The 19484-nt window shown below is 43.0% G+C and carries 12 protein-coding genes; 1 reads left to right on the plus strand and 11 read right to left on the minus strand.

Going from position 1 to position 19484, the window contains the following annotated elements:
* Nucleotides 1-75: 75 nt before the first annotated feature.
* The 9 genes from ACSQ7D_RS07800 to ACSQ7D_RS07840 all read right to left on the minus strand — a co-directional run bounded on the left by ACSQ7D_RS07800 (nt 76) and on the right by ACSQ7D_RS07840 (nt 17455).
* Nucleotides 76-1488, minus strand: a complete 1413-nt coding sequence (locus tag ACSQ7D_RS07800) for a cellulase family glycosylhydrolase (RefSeq protein ID WP_437135845.1) — start codon at nt 1486-1488, stop codon at nt 76-78.
* Between the two features lie 278 nt (nt 1489-1766).
* Complete coding sequence (locus tag ACSQ7D_RS07805) at nt 1767-2255, minus strand: hypothetical protein (RefSeq protein WP_437135846.1); 489 nt, start codon at nt 2253-2255, stop codon at nt 1767-1769.
* Nucleotides 2256-2959: 704 nt separating this feature from the next.
* Entirely contained in the window at nt 2960-5416 is a 2457-nt protein-coding gene (gene galA, locus ACSQ7D_RS07810) for a beta-galactosidase GalA (protein WP_437135847.1), read from the minus strand.
* Nucleotides 5417-6205 (minus strand): glycoside hydrolase family 16 protein, encoded by a 789-nt coding sequence (locus ACSQ7D_RS07815; protein WP_009411015.1) that lies wholly within the window; start codon nt 6203-6205, stop codon nt 5417-5419.
* A gap of 32 nt (nt 6206-6237) precedes the next feature.
* The gene (locus ACSQ7D_RS07820) at nt 6238-7794 is read right to left on the minus strand and encodes a DUF1735 domain-containing protein (protein WP_437135848.1); all 1557 of its coding nucleotides are present in this window, start codon (nt 7792-7794) and stop codon (nt 6238-6240) included.
* A 132-nt stretch (nt 7795-7926) separates the two neighbouring features.
* Complete coding sequence (locus tag ACSQ7D_RS07825; RefSeq protein WP_437135849.1) at nt 7927-9627, minus strand: RagB/SusD family nutrient uptake outer membrane protein; 1701 nt, start codon at nt 9625-9627, stop codon at nt 7927-7929.
* A gap of 4 nt (nt 9628-9631) precedes the next feature.
* Nucleotides 9632-12385 carry a SusC/RagA family TonB-linked outer membrane protein gene (locus tag ACSQ7D_RS07830; RefSeq protein WP_437135850.1) on the minus strand — a complete coding sequence of 918 codons (2754 nt, stop codon included), beginning with the start codon at nt 12383-12385 and terminating at the stop codon, nt 9632-9634.
* A 24-nt stretch (nt 12386-12409) separates the two neighbouring features.
* Nucleotides 12410-14158 carry a RagB/SusD family nutrient uptake outer membrane protein gene (locus tag ACSQ7D_RS07835; protein ID WP_437135851.1) on the minus strand — a complete coding sequence of 583 codons (1749 nt, stop codon included), beginning with the start codon at nt 14156-14158 and terminating at the stop codon, nt 12410-12412.
* Between the two features lie 12 nt (nt 14159-14170).
* Nucleotides 14171-17455 (minus strand): SusC/RagA family TonB-linked outer membrane protein, encoded by a 3285-nt coding sequence (locus ACSQ7D_RS07840; protein WP_437135852.1) that lies wholly within the window; start codon nt 17453-17455, stop codon nt 14171-14173.
* 471 nt (nt 17456-17926) lie between these two features.
* On the opposite strand from ACSQ7D_RS07840, the gene ACSQ7D_RS07845 reads away from it, so the two are divergent.
* Nucleotides 17927-18088, plus strand: coding sequence for a hypothetical protein (locus ACSQ7D_RS07845; RefSeq protein ID WP_437135853.1), 162 nt, complete (start codon nt 17927-17929; stop codon nt 18086-18088).
* A 305-nt stretch (nt 18089-18393) separates the two neighbouring features.
* Here the strand turns inward: ACSQ7D_RS07845 and ACSQ7D_RS07850 are convergent, their stop codons facing one another.
* Nucleotides 18394-18852, minus strand: a complete 459-nt coding sequence (locus tag ACSQ7D_RS07850) for a CopD family protein (protein ID WP_437135854.1) — start codon at nt 18850-18852, stop codon at nt 18394-18396.
* A gap of 18 nt (nt 18853-18870) precedes the next feature.
* A complete protein-coding gene (gene pth, locus ACSQ7D_RS07855; protein WP_437135855.1) occupies nt 18871-19437 on the minus strand; it encodes an aminoacyl-tRNA hydrolase in 567 nt (188 codons plus the stop codon).
* Nucleotides 19438-19484 lie beyond the last annotated feature (47 nt).

The following is a 19484-nucleotide window of genomic DNA, read 5'->3' on the forward strand; positions in this document are numbered from 1 at the left end:
CTTTGTTTTTATAATTTTGCCCTTTGCTCATCTATCAGGGCAGTAAGAAAACTAAGGAAAGAAGACAGGAAGATGCTATGGGTTTTCTAATACCACTACTATCGAACGCTTGAAGGCTGGAATCAATGCCTTTCCGTCATACATAGGCATATGTCGTTCCCATTTATCCGTCCAAGGGTCGTAAACACTGTAATGAGTATATTTTATATTTATGAGGTTGAGTGGTATTTCGAAATCTCGTTTCATTTGGGCAGGACGCCCCTCACGCAACTCTGTTTTCCAATTGTTAGTTAGGTCTCTGCACCACAATATCGTTTTTGTTTTGCCTTTTAGTCCGTAACAGGCTACAGCATTTCTTTTGAAATAGAAGGGTTGCATCGCTTCTTTCACGGGGTCAATTCCTTCAATAGCGTTTTTGAAACGCCCAAAATGATACCACAATTGGTTAGGTTCTATGTAATGATCCCAATGCCAAGTATTGCCCGAACCTGCACTACCTCCAAAGAAAGGTGCAAAGATAAAATCGTGTAACAAAATGCCCTCTGTGTCTTTTGTATAAAGCGACGAAGGTCCTGCGTGGTTAGGGTTTACAGCTCCTATCTCATTGATGACAACAGGCTTGGGGTCGTTTTTGGTAAATGTCAAGCCCATAGCTACGGCATCGGTTGCTAAATCACTCACGGCTCCTTTCACTATCGGGTATTGATGCCACTTGTCGCCCTCGTCTAAATAACGGTGAATGCTCAAAAACTCGTTGTCAGGTATTACTGCTAACTTCTTGTAGTAGTCGTCCATATAAGAGGCGTGCATACTGCCTAAGGTTTGGGTAACCAATTGCTCAGGGCATAACTTTTTCACCTTACCGAGCATCTCTTTGGTAAAAGGTAGCCACTCTGCTTCGGGTACTGCTGAATCCATTTCGTTCCACAACTCCCACCCATATACATACGGGTGGTTTTGGCATTTTTTAGCAATCGCTCTGAGGCGTTTTAAGTAGGACTTTTTGCCTTTTTTAGTACTTACATACTCGCTTACATTCTTGAACTTGGTAGCTAGTGAATAGCTGTTACACCAAGAAGCTTCAGGTGAGATGTTATTAGAGATAGTACGCAAGTGATGCAGGGTGAATTTAAGGTAAATATGATACTTTTCTGCAAGTTGTAGCAACTGTTCTATACGCGCTAACTTCTCGGGATTGTATTTTCCTTCCCTTTGGTCTTCTATTTCTAAGAACTCAGTGCTTATCCAGATGCGCATTGCATTTCCACCATTCTCGGCAAAGTGTTTAAAGTACTTTTCTACCTCTTCAAAATTGTGCGATGGTAGATAATTGGTGCTAATAGGAATCCACGTCGCACCGTTTTTTTCAAAATAGCGCGGGTGGGTTTTGCTTACCGTTATATTTGCTTGTGCCAAACATAGCGGACTGCTTAGGCAAAGCATTAAAAACAAAGCGTTTCTTAGTGTTTTATGTAGGGTTATGTTCATTTTAAATCAAGTAATAGGAAATAGGTAACAAGTTTTAAAAACGTTTTTGTCTTTATATATGAAACTATTTTTAAAATTATTCATTATTTTTATAAGTGATGCTTTTATTTGTCTTACGAATTTCAATCGTACAGAAAGCAGGCAGGTTCTTCTAATGAGCCTCTCAGAGTCCCTCCGACAAATCTGCTAATAATCCCGTGTGACTCACACCCTCATTTGCTCATTTCCAAATTTCCTAATTCTCTAATTTTCCCACCTGTCTTGCTACGACCTCGTGCCTAAATATCTTTGTTCACTTCAAGAGGCAATACTTCTACGGTTACAGTAGCGTTTTCAGGTATTTTTTGTACTACCGCACCGTAGTATAACACTACAGGTCCAAATAGTCCAAGTAAGTCGAGGTCTACCGTAAGCACGTAGCTATTATTGTTTTTCTTGCTAAACCTACATTTCGCCTGTGTCATTTCAGAAAGCCCCTTTCTTCCTATGATAAGAGTCTGTGTACCGAAATCAATATCCTTAAATTCCTTTATAGTACTGAGGTCAGTATTAGGAAAGAGCGCTTGTAGGGCTTCTTTATTTTGGACAACTCGGTAACCATCTTGGGTAAGGGCAAAATTCACAAAACTATGCTCAGGAGTATTTGCTACAGTCGCAAAACTCTTAACCATTACAGCCTCAGGAAATGTTGTTTCCTCTTCTGTTTTAGAACAACCACAAGCTGTTATCACCAATAACAACATTGCTAAAAATGCTTTTGTCTTCATATATAATTGTTTTTAAGATTACTTACTATTCATTTCAATTCCTACACCAAAGCATTTTCTATTATAAAAATACTCTTTGGCAGAAAGTTTTCTTTCGGGATTGTCGGCAACAACCGAGTGTGTATATAGAGAGATGTTTTCACCACATTACCTTCATCTTTCCCGTCACTACATTCCCCCTTTTTCGTTATACTCCCCCTAGTGCCTATGGCCTAAGGCCTATTGCCTATTCCTCTTTCTTTCGCCTCGAAACCCCGTTTTTACCATTTTTTGCATCGCTGTATCATACTATTAATCAATAATTTATATACCCTTTCTATACCAATCGTCCAAGATTCGTATAAGCTTCCTATAAGCTCTCTATAAGCTAACCCCACCCTTCTCATAGCCCTTTTTCATCAAAAAGTCTCTTAGTCTCCTTTTGAAAATCTTCGTTTCCTTCCGAAAGTCCTAACCAGCCCGATTTGCCCTATAAGTCAGACCTATCAACCCCCCTTTTTTATCATTACCCATTTTCTAATTCTCTCATTTCCTAATCTGCTAATTCACACCACAAAGTTATAAAATATTTGTCAATACAGCAATATGCTCTCTCTCTTTTCTCTCTAAGTCAGTTTTTCCCTTTATTTATTTTTCGTTCAAGCTTTAACTTACTTTTTACTGACATACCCAGCTGTGAACCCTCTCTGGTTTTACCTTTTACCTTAATTCATTCTCACCACCGCCTCTTTCAGTCCGTTACTTGTAGCGCGTAGTTGTACCTTTCCGCCTTTTTCACCTGAGCGGATAATCACTTGACATTTGCCATTAAAGAGTTTACGCTCTACACGCTCTCCTTCGGCAAAAGTATCTTTCTCGTGCGAACTGGGGTCGCCGTTTCCTACTCCTATAATGCGAGCATCTCCTGTAAGCTGAAACTGTATAAGGGCATCGGCATTGGGTACTTCACGTCCTTTTTTATCTACTACACTCACGTTCACTACTACGGCATCTTGCTTACCGGCTTTCAGTTGTGTTTTATGAGGAGAAAGCACAATCGCAAAGGGTTTTTCGGTAGTAGTTATTTCGGAGGTAATCCGCTTTCCACTCTTAGTGCCTACGGCTTTCAGCGTACCTTTTTCGTAGGGTACTTCCCAATATAAGTGTCCAAAAGCAGGTGTTTTTTGTTTGCCGAGCGTCTTTCCGTTCAAGAAAAGTTCCACTTCTTCGGTATTGCTATATACCCACACTTTTACCACAGTGTTTTGGGGCAGGTTCAGATTCCAATGAGGGGCTATGTGCAATACAGGCGATTCGCTCCAATGGGCTTTGTAGTAGTAATACACGTTCTTAGGGAAACCACACACGTCCATTACCCCAAAATGCGAACTGATATTAGGCCACGCAAAAGGGGTAGGCTCTCCGCGATAGTCGAAGCCCGTCCATACGAAACCTCCCATAAAACGAGGGTCGTTAGCAGTCGTGCTGTACCATTGCTGTGCTTGTGATGCCCAACTCGGGTAACTCTTGTCTTGGTCGAGCAGGTAAGCGCGTAGGGTATCAGCTACAAAATGACCGCTGTACCCCCCGGCTTTGTCAAGCACAGTTTCCGACAGATACACCCCTCGAGTACCCACGGTGCTGGCTACTTCGGTACCGATGATAGGTTGATTGGGGTGTGCTTTCTCATAATCGGTAAGCCCATAGAGGTTGTAATTGAAGCCTCGTACGGGTATGGCAGCACTCACGCCTTCACTTTCATTGCCCACATTAGCACCATAAGTGCTCACGCGTGAAGGGTCTAAATGCTCTTGCAAGCTCACCAACGTACGAGCGATGCGCTCGCCAGTTTCGGTGCTTTGTATTTTTTCTTCTTCATTCCCGATACACCACATAAAGACGCTAGCGTGATTGCGGTCGCGCTTGATAAGGTCTTCAAATTGTTGACGGTATTCTCGCCCGCTGTTTAAGAGTCGGGTCTCGTCCATTACTAATAAACCCAAACTGTCGCAAGCTTGTAGCACGGCAGGGCTATGAGGGTGATGGGCAGTGCGGTAAGCATTGGCACCCATTGCTTTGAGTAACCCAATGCGATAATACTGCAATTCGTCTAATAGTGCAGTACCTACGCCGGCGTGGTCTTGATGTACGCACACGCCTTTTATTTTCATTTTTTTGTCGTTGAGGTAAAAGCCGTCGGGTTGATAACTAAAAGTGCGTACCCCAAAGCGGGTGTGAATAAGGTCGGTGGTCTTTCCGTTGGAAATGATTTTCGTTGTTAAGGTATACAGATAGGGGCGCTCAGTGTCCCAAAGCTGTGCATTAGGAATGTTAAGGATACTCTTTACAGTTACTTTTTCGTTAGGAGCAAAAGTAGTATTTGCAGATTTGTGAGTAGCTATTACTTTCTTTTCACGGTTAAGAATAGTCCATTCCACCTGAAAAGTTTGTGAGCTTGTTTCTCGGTTATGCACAGTGGCTTCGGCGTGCATTTCGGCTTGTTTGCCAATGCTTTTAGTATAGATAAAAACCTCTTCGGGGGAAGAGTGAACAGAGTTGTAAGAGTTCAGCCACACGTGCCGATAGATACCTGCGCCTTCGTAGAACCAACCTTCGTTTTGGGTAGCGTCTACCCTTACGGTAATCACGTTGGGTTTGCCAAAATGCACCAAATCGGTAATATCGTACTTTATTCCTGTATACCCGCTGAGGTGATGCCCTACATAAATGCCATTTACCCAACACCGACTGTCTCTAAAAATACCGTCGAATTGCAGTTCGATGCGTTTGCCAGCTTCGGATTTGCTGAGGTCAAAGGTTTTTCTATACCAACCGATACTATGCTCGGGGAAGGTACTGCCTAAGGCTTTATATCCGTGTGACCAATCACCTTTTTCACTGAAAGGGAGAATTACTGCCCAATCGTGAGGGAGGTCTACGGTTTGCCACGCGCTATCGTCGTAGTCTATGCTCGAAAAGTTAATGCCTTTGGAAAGTGTTTTAGAGAAGTCGTTATACACGCGGTAAAACAAATCTTTAGTAGGGTCGGTAGCGTGCCCTAAGCTGAATTTCCAACCGTTATCTAACAATATATGCTCCCTAATGGCTTGCCCATAGATGGGGTGAGCAAGCCATAGGAGCATACCGATGAGAAAGGGAAGAAACTTGTATGGATATCTCATTTACTTTTTAGGTACATATTTGTATACCTTTACCCAATCTACTTGTAGTTTGAGTTGTTTGGTAAAAGGTTTGTTAATGTCTTTTTCAGTTTGAAAGCATAAATGGTGAGGTGCTTTAGCCATTGCTATAGGGTCTTTAAGAGTCCATTCGAGTTTACCATCGATGTAAATCTTTATGTACTCAGGAGCCCATTCCATTGCTACAATATGCCAATCGGTTTTGCTGTAGTTGCGGAAGCTCTGTTGATACTGTTGGTCTTTACCAGATACTGCGTAATGGATATAGGTATTCCAAGCGTTGTCCTCGTGATTTGTTTCATAGATGTCGTTTTCGCCATCGTCAGGCCATTTTTCACTCTCAGGCCAAGTAAGTCCTAAACCGCTGGAAGACTTATGAGGGTCTTCGTCCATACGTATTCTGAACTCAAACTTACCGTATTTGTAGTTCTTCTTATGGGCTATCCCTCCTGTTATAAACATTCCTTCGCGTTTATAATCTTTGTCGATAAGGCAATTCAAGAAGCCGTCTTTCACTTCTATAGCATAAGTACGGCGTGTATTCTCGGGTTTGAGTTTGCCTTCTTTTTCGAGGTATTCATTGTCGTACACTGCCCAATTATCTGTGTTTAAGGCATTGCCATCGAAGTTGTCTTGGAAGTCTAATACCCACTCAGTAGGGGTTTCAGGCATAGGGTTGTCTTCAATAGGAGCGTCTCCTCCCGATTTGTTACAGGCAGTAAGCCCGCACAATAACATTGTAATAAAACTAAAGGTTGTTGCGTTTTTCATATGTTTTTTATTTGTCTATTTAATATATTCATTTAAGGTGCTTTTTTAATAAAGATATCTGAAAAAGTTAAGTCTTCGTAATTGTTATCCCAGCTACCTATCTTTATCACAAAGTATAGCTTACCACTTTTAGTAGCTGTATAGGTCTTTTCCCCTGAAGCTAATTCCGACATCAGTCCGCTTTTAGGCGTTTTGATTTCTCCCGATAGGTCAAATACCTTACCATCGTTAAAGTCTTTGCCCTCTTCTGGTTCCCACTGACTTATATACACTTGTATCCAACCCCACGCTTTGCCTTTGGCGGTGAGCGTCATATCGTAAGTATAAGTTTCTCCTCCGCTTACTTCAATAGGCTGATAAATTACGTGGTTGAACATCTTTCCTTCGGTGCCCGAAGTGTAATGAATATTACCGTCGGTAATGGTGATATCGGCTTTTTCTGAAAGACCTCCATTGATGCCTTGTAACAGTATTTTCCAAGCGTTTTTCTTGATGCTGGTCTCTACCGGAGGTTTAGGAGGCTTAGGACTATTATCTTTCTTGAATACGATATCAGAGAGGGCTAAATCCTCAAAGTTGTTATCCCAGCTACCTATCTTTATTACAAAGTATAGCGTACCGGTTTTACCAGCGGTATAGGTTTTTTGGTCTTGAATAGCTGAAAGTTCGGCAAATGAACCACTCATAGGCGAGGTGATGTTGTTTTGGAGTTCTAATACCTTGCCATCGCCAAAGTCTTTGCCTTCTTCAGGCTCGTGTTCACTCACATACGCTTGTATCCAACCCCACGCTTGCCCTTTGATTTCCACGTGCATATCGTAAGTGTAAGTCTGTCCTTTTTCTACATTTACTGGTTGGTAAATCACGTGGTTGAACTTACCACCCACTTTACCTGATGAGTATTGGATATTTCCATCTACGATATTAATCTTAGCATCGGCTGTAATTTTTCCGTCTATACTTTGTTTTAGAATCTTCCAAGCGTCTTTTTTAATCATATTTTCCACAGGAGGCTTAGGAGGTTCAGGTGGAGTAGGCAAGAACTTCGCCCCGTCAATCACTACAATAGTAGTCGCTTTGTTTTGGAGGATTCTCTCATTGCCATAAATGCTTACTGCCAAAGCAATGCGATTTTTATAGTAATCAGCGTGGTCGGTAAGGAGCTTTTGCACATCTACGTCCAAGTAAAATGATTCTTCACTTTTACCAGAGGCAACGCTTACGCTTTCAGGCAAAGTGTAAGAACCTTCGGGCAGTACTACAGCAGGTTTTTTCTCGTCGTTTTTGTACTTTTCTACATAGGCATTAGTAGCTTGTGCGTCTACTTTTAGTTTTACAGCAAAGCCATCGGTAGAGAGACCAGAGTTCTTCACGCCGAGCACTATTTTCAATTTCTTAGTAGTCTCGTCGAAAGTGTAGTTCTCGGAGTTTCCTCCAAAAGGCACATTATATTCATTACCTCCGTTGTTCAAGGAGGCTTGTGGCATATAGATATTGTTTATACCAGGGTCTTCAAATACATCGTCTTTTTTACAAGCGATGAAGGCTACGAATAGGAGTAGCAATAATGTAATGTTTTTTGTTTTCATATATAAGAGTTTGTCCTCACCCCCTCCTTCTCCCCCTCCCCAAGGGAAGGGGGAGGGAATCCGCAAAAGCGATGAGGTTTGTTATTCAATTATTTTATCAAATTGACGTATTTCGTCACTCGTCATTCGTCACTACCAACCTGGGTTTTGTTTTACAATTCCGTTAGATTTATTGATTTCGCTATGAGGGATAGGGTAAAAGTACATCTTTTCGGTAAAAGTGCGCTTTTCTACTTCTTTTACTTGATAGCTAAAATGATTGCCGTTTTTGGTAGCTTGCACTCCAGTAAGCGGCTCATTGAGCACGGTAGTAGCGTCTTTCCAACGGCGCAAATCCCAATAGCGGTGTTCTTCAAAGGCGAGTTCTATACGGCGTTCGTGTTTTACTTTCTCTCTGAACTCCTCTTTTGATGCTGTAGTAATCGCAGGCATTTCCACACCCGTTCTGCCTCTCACCAAATTGATAGCCTCTTTGGCAGTAAGTGCATAACCGTTGTTAGCATCGGGTCCGTAGGCTTCGTTCATCGCCTCGGCATAGTTGAGGTAAATTTCAGCCAAACGGAAAACTACCCAAGAGCGAAGTCTTTTTTCATCTTGCACTAAATCAAGATTGTCGTTCAAAAACTTTTTGAGGTAGTAGCCCGTGCGTGAAGCGTTTTTGGCGTTGTAGTTGTCAGCGCCACCTGCGTATATTTCCATTGTGCGTCCGTTCCACTGACTGTTGTTGGTTACTATCGTATAGCCGAGTCGAGGGTCGCGATTGGCGTATATATCATTAGGGTCAGGAGCACCTTTGTACTCATAAGCACTTACCAAATTATGTGAAGGCGTAATGCCACTGTTGCCTCCGGCACTGCCAATAGGGTAGTTTTTCCTTTCCAAATCATTGGTGGCACTTTGGCGAATAGCAAAAATGGTTTCAGAGCTTTTCGCGCTTCTGTCTCCGAGGAACAAATCGCGGTAGCTATTGTCGAGGCTGTAGAGATTTAAGCTGAGAAGCTCATTGGCAGCACTGGCAGCTGCTTTCCACTTGTTCACATCGTTAGTGGGGTTGTACAACGGACTTGCCGCATAAAGCAACACTCTGGATTTGAGGGCTAAGGCAGCTCCTTTGGTAATGCGCCCGTCTAAACCTATATCAAAATCTCTTCCCCAATTGGTAATCAAGCTATCTTTGGAAGCATCGATTTCACTCACGATATAATTCACTACCTCGTCCACTGTGTTGCGAGGCAAATGTGTATTGTCATCGGTGGAAAGCCTTGTTTTTACAAGAGGCACACCTCCATAGCGTTTCAGTAGTTCGAAATAGAAATAAGCGCGCAACACGCGATTTTCAAAGCGCAAAGCCCTTATGCTCTTTACATCGCGATTGTAGTTGTTGATGTCGTTTTGAGTGATAAGGTTGCGGTTCTGCTTTAAGAAAGAAGCATAGTTAGGAAAAGTTTCCAAGAAATAATTAGCCGCTTGTATGCCCTCGTAGTTGTAAGCATACGTATTATCGGGATTGTTGGTGCTATTCCAGCTTCCTTCGTTAAAAACTTGAGTGTTTGAAGGCGAAAGTGTATATTCAGCCTCGTCGCTCACTGCCGCAAACAGATTGCCATCGATGGCATCAAAGCGGTTTTGCAAACGTGTATAGGCAGCATAACCAAAGTCGTACAACACTTGGTAATTGGTTTTTATCTGCTCGTCGGTATCGTAAATATCTTCTTTGGTGTCCAACACATTACACCCGATGAGTGTACTCATCAGCGCAATGTAGCTCACTGCAAAGATTGTTCTGCTCGGTTTATTACTCTTTAACATAGCGATATATTTTCGGTAGTTCATTTGTTTAAAACTTTAAAGACACACCCATAGTAACCGATTTGAGGGCAGGGTAACCCGATAGTACTTCGGGGTCTAAGTCGTAATCGGTAAGCAGTGATGAGAAAGTAAACGGATTGGCAGCATTCACATAAATGCGCAATTTGCTAACGCCTATCTCGTCGAGCATTCGTTTAGGAATGCTGTAACCTAACTCTATGTAGCGTACTCTTAGGTAATTAGCTTTCTTTATCCACAAGGTGGAAGGCTGGGTGTTATTGTTGTTGCTCAATAACGACAAACGTGGGTACTGGGCGCTGCTACGGGTGTCGATGCCTTGTGCAGGATAGTAAGCCCAGCGGTTTTTGGCGATAGCATACACATTGCCGTTGTTCTCGAAAGCAACTGTTTTTTGGCGTGCATCGTCTAATAAATTCACCTCTCTGCCTTGTACTCCTTGTACGAGCACGCCAAGGTCAAACCCTTCATAACCAAGGTTGAGTGTACCGGCATAGGTGAGTGTAGGGAGGTAGCTTTTGCCTATTTCGGTTTTATCGGCAGGGTCTATACGGTTGTCACCATTTAGGTCGCGGTATTTCACATCACCAGGGGCAACATTTCCAAACGAAGGTTTAGGGAGTGAAGGTAGCAGGTTGCCATTGCTGTCAAAATCGTTTATGTCGTAAAATCCGGCAGCTTCATAGCCAAAGCGCGTGCCGATAGGTCTACCTGTTTGAGCTGAACTCTCGCTACTAGCATCGTACTCAGCCATATAGTCTATTTTGTTTTTAGCAAATGAAGCATTAGCGCCTATACTATAAGTGAGTTTTCCTGCTGCATTGCTGTAGAGCGTACTCACTTCAAAACCTCGGTTAGTAACCTTTCCTATATTTTTATAGGGAGGGGTAGCCCCAAAGACACTTGAAATACTGTAATCAGGGGTGATAATACCTTCGTGTTTGTTGAAGAAAGCCTCTATCATCACGTCCCATTTGTTAAAGAATTTAGCTTCCGCGCCTATGTTGTACTTATAGGCTTTTTCGGCGAAAATATGTTCATTAGGCACGTATTTTAGTCCGATAGCACTATGCCACGACGGGTCATCGTTTCCTGTGGCAAAACCGCCTCCTCCGTAAGAACCGTAATAGCGTTCGTATAAGTAGCGACCTTCGTTGTACACATCGTTACCCGTAGTACCTACTGAAGCACGCAATTTCAACCGATTGATATTGGCATTCGCCGAAGGGTGTTGCTCATTGAAAACCTGATAGGCTGCTGAAAGAGCGTGATAAAAACCAAAGCGATTACCTTTCTTGTAGTTATCCGAGCCACCAAAGGCAAAACCAAATTCAGCTGATACGCGTTTGTTCCAATCGTAGAACACACGTCCGCCGATATTCTGATAAGCGTAGTTGTTGTTCAAACCCGCTTTTCCGTTGAGATTGTCGTCTATATTATAAACGTATTGAAGGTAATTTACCGCTGTTTGGAAAGTGTTTTGTCCAAACTCACGGGCATAACCTGCACCCAACAGAAACTGCAAACGGTTCCATTGGTTGGTACCCCAGTCGTCGTCTACTTTGTAGTTGCTATCGCGATGAGTGGTTTGTGCTGCCCCATTGAACATACGAGTGTAATCTCTACTTACAATGCGTGTGCCTCGTGTCCACGAACTGAGCGATACGCCTTGTTGTATGTATAAACCAGGGGTGATGAAGTCTAATTTCTCTTTTAGGTTGAAATTAGCCCCTAAAGTGCGGTCGTGTAGGGTTTTGATACCTAAGGCTCGGATAGAAGCGTAAGGGTTATCGGGGTGGATGGCTGTACCAGGGAATGAGCCATTAGGGTTTTGTGCCGGATAAATGATATTAGGGTAGCTCGCCAAGTTTTGCCAGAGCTTATACTCGTTGTAATTAGGCGATTTACGGTCTTCTATACGCCCGTTGATATTTACATTACCTTCAAATATTTTGAGCATACTGAAGTCTAAATTTGCCTTTACGAGATATTGGTCGAACCTTCCGCTGGAATGCGAATCGTCGTTCTTAGAGGCGTACAAACCACTGTTGCCAGCGTGCCCTAATAGCACAAAATACTTGGTAGTAGCCGAGCCTCCGCGTATGCTCACATCTTGCCTATCAAACAAAGCCGACTTTTTGAGCACTTTGTCATACCAATCGGTGTTGTATTTCACATCGTTAGGGATATTGTAAAAGCTTGTCCAAGCCCCTGCATCGTTACTGTAAGCCTCGTTGTATAGCTGAGCATACTCGGTAGCCGATAGCGGTTTGCTCAGTACCGTAGGCATTTGCACGCCTGTTTGGAAATCTACCCCTACCACAGGTTTGCCTTCTGTACCGCGTTTGGTGGTAATCCACACGATGCCGTGCGCTCCTTTCATACCAAATGGTGCTAAGGCAGCCGCATCTTTCAAAACTGTAATCGACTCGATTTCGGAAGGCGATAGCAGTATAAAATCACTTTGGTAACCATCGATAAAATAGGTAACCGAAGGGTAGTTGTAAGAACCCAACCCGCGGATATTTAGGCTGGCATTGTCCATTCCTCCGCCTTGCAATACAGTGAGCCCAGGTAGCAACCCAAACAAACTGTTGGTAAAGTTAGTTGTGGGCATTTTTAAGAGTTGTTCTCCTTTTACTGATGAGGTAGAAAGCGTAGACAATTCTTCGGGTACGTTCAGAGGGCTTTGTGCCTGCATAGCACCTGCCCAAAGCATACAGCCCACAAGGCTACAAAATAATATGTTATGTTTATATTTCATTTCAGTTGTTTTATTAATTGGTTATTAGTACCCTGGGTTTTGTATCAAGTAGCCTTTGTTCACTTCCGATTGAGGGAAAGGCTCTAAGTACTGACTGTTGTCCCAATACCCTGTATAGACAGGTTTCACAGCATAAGAAGCGTAATCCCACGCATTCCACCCTTCCGATTTTCCTGGGGCGTACTCAAAAACTACTCCTTTCTTTTCCCCTCCAATGATACCATTGGCAATATCGGTGAGTTTCCAGTGTTTTACATCAAAGTAACGGTGATTTTCTTCGTAGAACTCTACCGCCCACTCTCTTTGTACGAGTTTGCGCAAAGCGTCTTGTCCTGTTTCAGTAACATTGGGCAGCCCTGCACGCGAGCGGATAACGTTAAGGTTTTGCAAAGCCTGAGCAGGATTGCCTGCTTCGTTATAGGCTTCGGCGAGATTTAAATAGAACTCAGCCAAACGGTACAAAGGGAATTCAAACCAATCGCGGGTATCAGCCATATAGAAGAATTTCACACGGCGTCCTGCGCCTTCACTGCCTGCTCTCTTTTCCCAAGTAGAAGCATTTGCCAAACTCTCACTTGACCAATAATGCGAACTAGGGTTGTTCCACGCTTGTTGTCCTGCAATCGCTGCTGAGGCTTTAAAGCGGGCTTCTAACTCGTTGCACTTGTTCACATAAGTAGCGTAGCTTTCCCAATTTTCACCCGTCCACGTTTGGTCGGTACCATCAGTTTTGTAGTATTGGGTAAGCTGCAAGTAACTCATAGAATTTGCTCCTCCTGGTTGGCTGTGAGGGTTGTAAGCCTCTATAAAACTTTGTGATTTAAAGGCGAGGAGCACTTCTCGGTTGTTAGGGGTTGCTACCGCTGTACCGTAATCGGCTAAGGGGTTGCCCGTATTGATGATTTGATAACCATTGGCAGTTGCCCAGCGTATCACTTGCTCATTAGCCTCTATGGCTTGTTGCCACAACGAAGCATCTTGCGTACCAAAACAAATCAGGTTGTTATTACCTCCCAAACTCATATAAGGCGTATTGCTATTGAACAGTGGACGCGCGGCGTACATCAATGCTTCGGCTTTGATACACATTGGGATACCTTTGGTTACACGTCCTTTTTCCGAAGCGTTGTAGCTATCGGGCAGGTCGGGAATAGCTTTGTTGCAAAGGGCAATAATGTGGTTTAAGGTAGCGCGCAAAGTAGCGCGAGGAATATTTAGGTCGGAATCTACTGAAAGAGTACCCTCTATAATAGGCACTCCGCCGTAACGTTTGAACATCTCCTCATATCGGTAGGCGATGAGGGTATACATTTCGGCTTTGATACTTTTCTTTTGTACCTCAGTAAGATCGGGGACTTTATCGATATTCTCAATCACCAAATAGCACTGACGGATAGATTGGTAGTTGAACACAAAACCATCGGAGCTAAGCGCTTTGCCATCGGAGTCGCTGGCTACCATTCCAGAACGTTGAATTTTATAGGTGTCTTCCCAACTGAATTTCACATCGTTCACTTCTCCCGATAGGTGAGAGAGCGTTCCCGCTTTCAGCCCGCTAATGCGCCCATTGTCGTAACGCAAGGTAATACCTGATTGCAGGCTCATCGCGTAGGCTTGGGCAATAGCCGAGAGAGATTTCTGTTTGCTCGAAAAGATAGAATCGACATTCACATCGCTTCCTAAACTCTTTTCGAGGAAGTGGTCTTCTAACTTACAAGAAAATATTTGTGAGAAAAAGACGAGGATTAAGGTGGTATAAATGAGCTTTTTCATTGGTTGTATTTTTTAGAATTGAACGTTGAGCCCTACGCTATAAGTGCGGGTCATAGGGTAGAGATATCCAGAGGCAGCGCCGTTAGAATCTTGTTGTTCGGGGTCGTAACCATCGTGCATTTTAGACCACGTATAGAGGTTGTTACCGCTCACCGATACCTTCACCGATGAGATACCTGCTTTATCCAACCACATTTTCTTTTGCAAGAGATAACTTACTTCTACGTTTTTCAGCTTGATATGGTCGGTAGAGAGCAACCAGAAGTCGCTAAACAATCCGTTGATATTATCACCGGTGCGCATAGAAGCACGCGGGAAGGTAGGGGTAATGCCATTTTGGGCTTTCTCAGGAGTCCAACGCCCGTCGTACTGATGTTGGAAAGCAGCCCCTGTACCCATATAGAAAGGGTTGCGCGTATAGAAATCCAAAGGCATAGAACCTTGAGCCGTACCGGTGAACAACACCGATATTTCAAATCCTTTGTAACCTACATTGAGGTTTGCCCCAAAAGTATAGCGAGGGAAGTTTGCATAACCAATAGGCACGCGGTCTTTCTCGTCGATAACGCCATCGCCATTCACATCTACATAGCGGAGGTCACCAGGTTGTACTTTATTGCCATCAAAACGCGAATATGGGCGTTGCATTACCTCTTGCCAAGTGTTGTAGAAACCATTGGTGAGATAACCTCTATACTGCCCGATAGAATAGCCCGTTTCATTCATCCAAGGGTGAGGGTTGTTAGGCTCATCGCGGTAGTCTATTTTGTTTTTGGCATAGGATACATTCCCCCCAATGCCATAAGTGAAATCGCCTATCTTGTCGCCCCAGTGCACTTGTATTTCGTAACCTTTATTGGTTACCTTACCTATATTGCTCGCAGGAAGGTCAGAACCTACAATACCAGGCACTGTACCTCTGTTCCACAAGATGTTGTCGCGTTTTTCTTGGAATACATCGGTATTGATAGTAAGCCTATCTTTAAACATATTCAGGTCGATACCCGCATTGCTTTTTTTGGCGCGTTCCCAAGTAACATTGGGGTTCCCTACACGAGTTTCCCAAGCACCGGTATAGAAAGGGTCTTTGGTAGTACCATCACTACTACCGAAATAGTAACCTCCTGCACCATAACCATCGTTGCGATAGCCTTCATAGCCATAGCCCCAAGTACTAGGCAAGTATAGAAAACGGCGACCACCTACTTGGTCATTCCCTACTTCGCCATAAGAACCTCTGAGCTTTAAGTAAGTAACAATATTGTTTTTAGGGAAGAACTTTTCGTTCGTAACTACCCAACCCAATGAGAAGGCAGGGAAGAACCCGAAGCGTTTGCCAGGAGCGAAATTTTCGGTACCATTATACCCCATATTACCTTCAATAAGGTAACGGCGATCGTAATCGTAAGTAACCCTACCTGCGAGCCCCATAATACTAGCAGGTACGTTAAACTCAAAACCAGGGTCATACGTTTTTTGTCCGTTAGCCAAAAGTAAGGCAGTGATATTGTGTTTTCCGAAAGAGCGGTCGTAGTTAGTAGCTACTTCAAAATAGAGGCGACGCCACTTGCTTGATTTAAAGCGGTCGGTAAGGGTAGTGTGTTTGAGTCTGCCGCCAAAGAAGAGTAGTTCAGCAGGGTTTTTAGGGTTGCGAGTTACGCTATACGAAGGGATAGAGCGTTCTCTTTTCACACCTTTTCTATACAAATCGTTGTAAGAAAAAGTACCCGAAATAGAAAGACCCTGAGTGATATAATCGAGTTTGTGTTTCAGTTTTAAGTTTAGGTTCAAGTCGGTTTGATAGGTAGTAAGGTAAGGTCGCCAGAGCAAGCTAGACAACACCGAATAACCTGTACCTCCTTTGCCTACTAAAGGATTTACACCATCTACATATCCATCGATTAAACGCCCATCTACAATACCAGGACCTGCAAAAGGCGTATTCGCCAAGATATGCACTAACATCGACTTTTTGCGGGCTGTTTCGCTGTTTACATCGCCGTCTTGCTCACTACCTAAAATGCCTCCTACCTTTGAAGATACAGCAGCGAGGTCGAGTGTGAGGTTGGTGCGGTCGGTAAGTTCAAAATCGAAGTTAGAGCGGAAGTTGTAACGCTGGTATTTAGAGTTTACATCGGCGTTGTGGTAGTTAGTTTCTTTGAAAGTACCTCCTTGATAGAAATAGCCCAAAGAAGTAAAATAACGCGTTTTCTCACTTCCTCCTGATACGTTTAGGTTGAATTGCGTTTGAGGAGATACCCCGCCAAAAGCTTCTTTGAAATAGTTATGACTGGTGTAATACAGAGCAGGGCTATTTAGCAGAGCTTGTTTTTGTTCAGGAGTGAGGTTCATCGCTTCCACCTCTTGAGGTGTATAGTCGCGATTGTTCTTGAACTTCCATAGCTCGTTGTGAAAACCGCTTTCACTGAACAGTTTATCGAAGTTACTAGGGTCGTTGTCATTACGAATAGCTTCGTTGCGGAAACGAGCATAATCATAAGAATTGAGCAAGTCTAACTGAGTAGCCAACTCGCTCATACCAAAGTTATAAGTAAGACTCACCTTAGGAGCGCCAGAACGACCTCTTTTGGTAGTTACTACCACCACCCCGTTAGCTCCTTTCACACCATAGACAGCTGTTGCCGAAGCGTCTTTCAGTAAGTTAATACTTTCAATTTCGTAAGGGTCCATCGCATTTACAGCATTCATAGAGCTTTGGATACCATCTACTACTACCAAAGGTTCTTGGCTACTTGCATTGAAGGTACTCACCCCGCGAATACGAATGGTAGTAGCATTCCTGCCAGGCTCACCACTGGACTGAGTGGAGGTAATCCCTGGCATACGCCCAACCAGCGCATTGGAGACGTTGGCAACTGCATTTTCTACGAGTTTATTTCCTTTAACAGAAGAAATAGCACCTGTTACAGTTTCCTTCTTTTGGGTACCATACCCTACCACCACCACTTCTTTTAGTTCGGTGGTTTCGGGCAAGAGCTTTACGGTGATGCTGTTGCGGTTTTGCACCTGCACTTTGGTACTCTTATATCCCATAAAGGATATCTCTAAGGTAGCATTTCCGTTCTTCAAGCTGAGTTGGAAGTTACCGTCGAAATCGGAGGTTACGCCGTTTTTAGTACCTGCTTCCAATACGGTAGCACCCATCAGAGGCATATTGTCTTCATCAACTACTTTCCCTTTTACTGTTTGGGCAAACAGGGATTGTGCTCCTACGCATAGCCCGAACAGCCAAGCGAGCATCAGTAGTTTGGTTTTGTATGAATGTAATCTATCCATAATTTTGGAATTTTAGTTATATGGAAAATGTCTTATTTCGTTGGGGCAAAGGTAGGGTGTTATAGTTAAAGGGTTGTTATCATTTCTTTTCGTTTATTTATCAAATTCTATCTACTGTAAGAAATATTAAAGTAAAGGAAATGTTTAGGTATTTGTTATATTGTGTTTATCAAAGGTTTATAACAAAATACTTTTTTTGACAAGTGCAATATTACATATTTTAAAATAAATAAACAAATAGAGGTTTTAGAATAAATTTAGCAAGAAAGGGAAAGAGTTATTTAGGAAATAGGTTGAACGCACGAAATTGTCTTTTGAAAGAAGTAGACCTGACGGTGTAAAAAAGGTAGAAGGTAAAGCCAGAGAGGGGGCACAGCTGGGTATGTGAGTAAAAAGTAGTGACGGTTATTAGGGTGAAAGACAAGGTTTTTTAGGAGGTAGAGCGAAGGTAAGATAAAAGTAAAGCGAAGGATGAGTGGGTCTACAGTGGCTCTACAGTGGCTCTACAGTGGCTCTACAGTGGCTCTACAGTGGCTCTACAGTGGGTCTACAGTGGGTCTACAGTGGGTCTACAGTGGCTCTACAATGGAGACTAACCGAAGATTAATCGAATACCGAATGCACATTGATTGAATTTAGAATATTATTAAAACCAATCGAGGGAGGAAAAAAATCAGCAAATTAAAAAATGAGAGAATTAGAAAATGAGAAAATTAACAGATTAGTAAACGGAGACGAAGAAAATTGGAGAGGTTCGGAAGAGGTAATTCAGGTAAAAGATAAGAGGTGAAATGGGGGCTTAGCTTATAGGACGCTTATACGAATTGTGGACGGCTGGTAAGTTGGCACGTGTGGTTAAATGAAAGGGAATGGTATGCGGAACAATAAACCTTAAAGGAAAGAGGGCTAATAGAAGTTTATTAGTTAGCTCTCTAATATTATTGTATTCCTCCTATTCTTACTAAACTACCCAGTACTACCATTACTACCCCTATGAGGGTTACACAGATAATATGCACCGCCATTTCGGGTAACTTGTTGAGCTGACCTTTGCGCAGTTTGGGCAAAACGCGCGTTTGTGCCGAAATAGCAAAACAAATAGAGGTGAGCAAGCAAGTGAGTTTCAGCGATACCACGCGCTCAATAGGAGTAGCGAAAGAAAACCAAGAACTCAAACCTGCATTGTAGTCGTAAGCCATCAAAATACCTGTGATAACTAATACGGCAAGTGAGGGCATTCCGATAGGCTCGTAAGTCTTCTCGAAATTTGTTATATAGCTAAAATCTTTGCGTTTGAGAGCTTTTGGCAAATAGCCAATAGCCAATACTAAGTGTCCGCCTACCCAAATAGTGGCAGCAATGAGGTGCAGAATGAGAATGAGATGATGTGTATACATAGTATTAGGGGTCAGGGGTTACTTGTTATTAAAGGTGTTCATTGTAATATTAAGCCCTGCTAAGCCAAAAGAAAGGACGGCTTCGGCAGATTTCTGTAGGCGTTCAGGCAAGAGGGTTTGCTCTTCGGGAGCCCACTCGCCAAGCACATAGTCTATTTGCCTGCCTGATTCAAAATTACTGCTAATGCCAAAGCGCAAACGTGCATATTGTTGGGTGTTCAGTTGGGCTTGTATATCTTTAAGTCCGTTGTGACCTCCGTCGCTACCTTTGCCTTTGATTCGGATAGTGCCAAACGGAATATTCAAATCGTCGCAAATGACCAAGAGGTTTTCCAAAGGAATGTTCTCTTTTTCCATCCAGTAGCGTACCGCTTTGCCACTGAGGTTCATATACGTGGAGGGTTTCAACAATATAAAGGTACGTCCTTTCACTTTAATTTCGGCGAGGTCACCAAGTTTCTGAGTAGTAAAAGAAACATTATGGTCTTTCACCAATGTATCGGCTACAAGGAATCCTATATTATGACGTGTGTTGGCGTATTCAGCCCCTATATTGCCGAGGCAGGCTATTAAGTATTTTTTCATAGTGCAAAGGTAGTAATAATTTGTAAATTAGCTGATTTGTGAATTAT

This window comes from Capnocytophaga sp. G1920 (assembly GCF_051417515.1).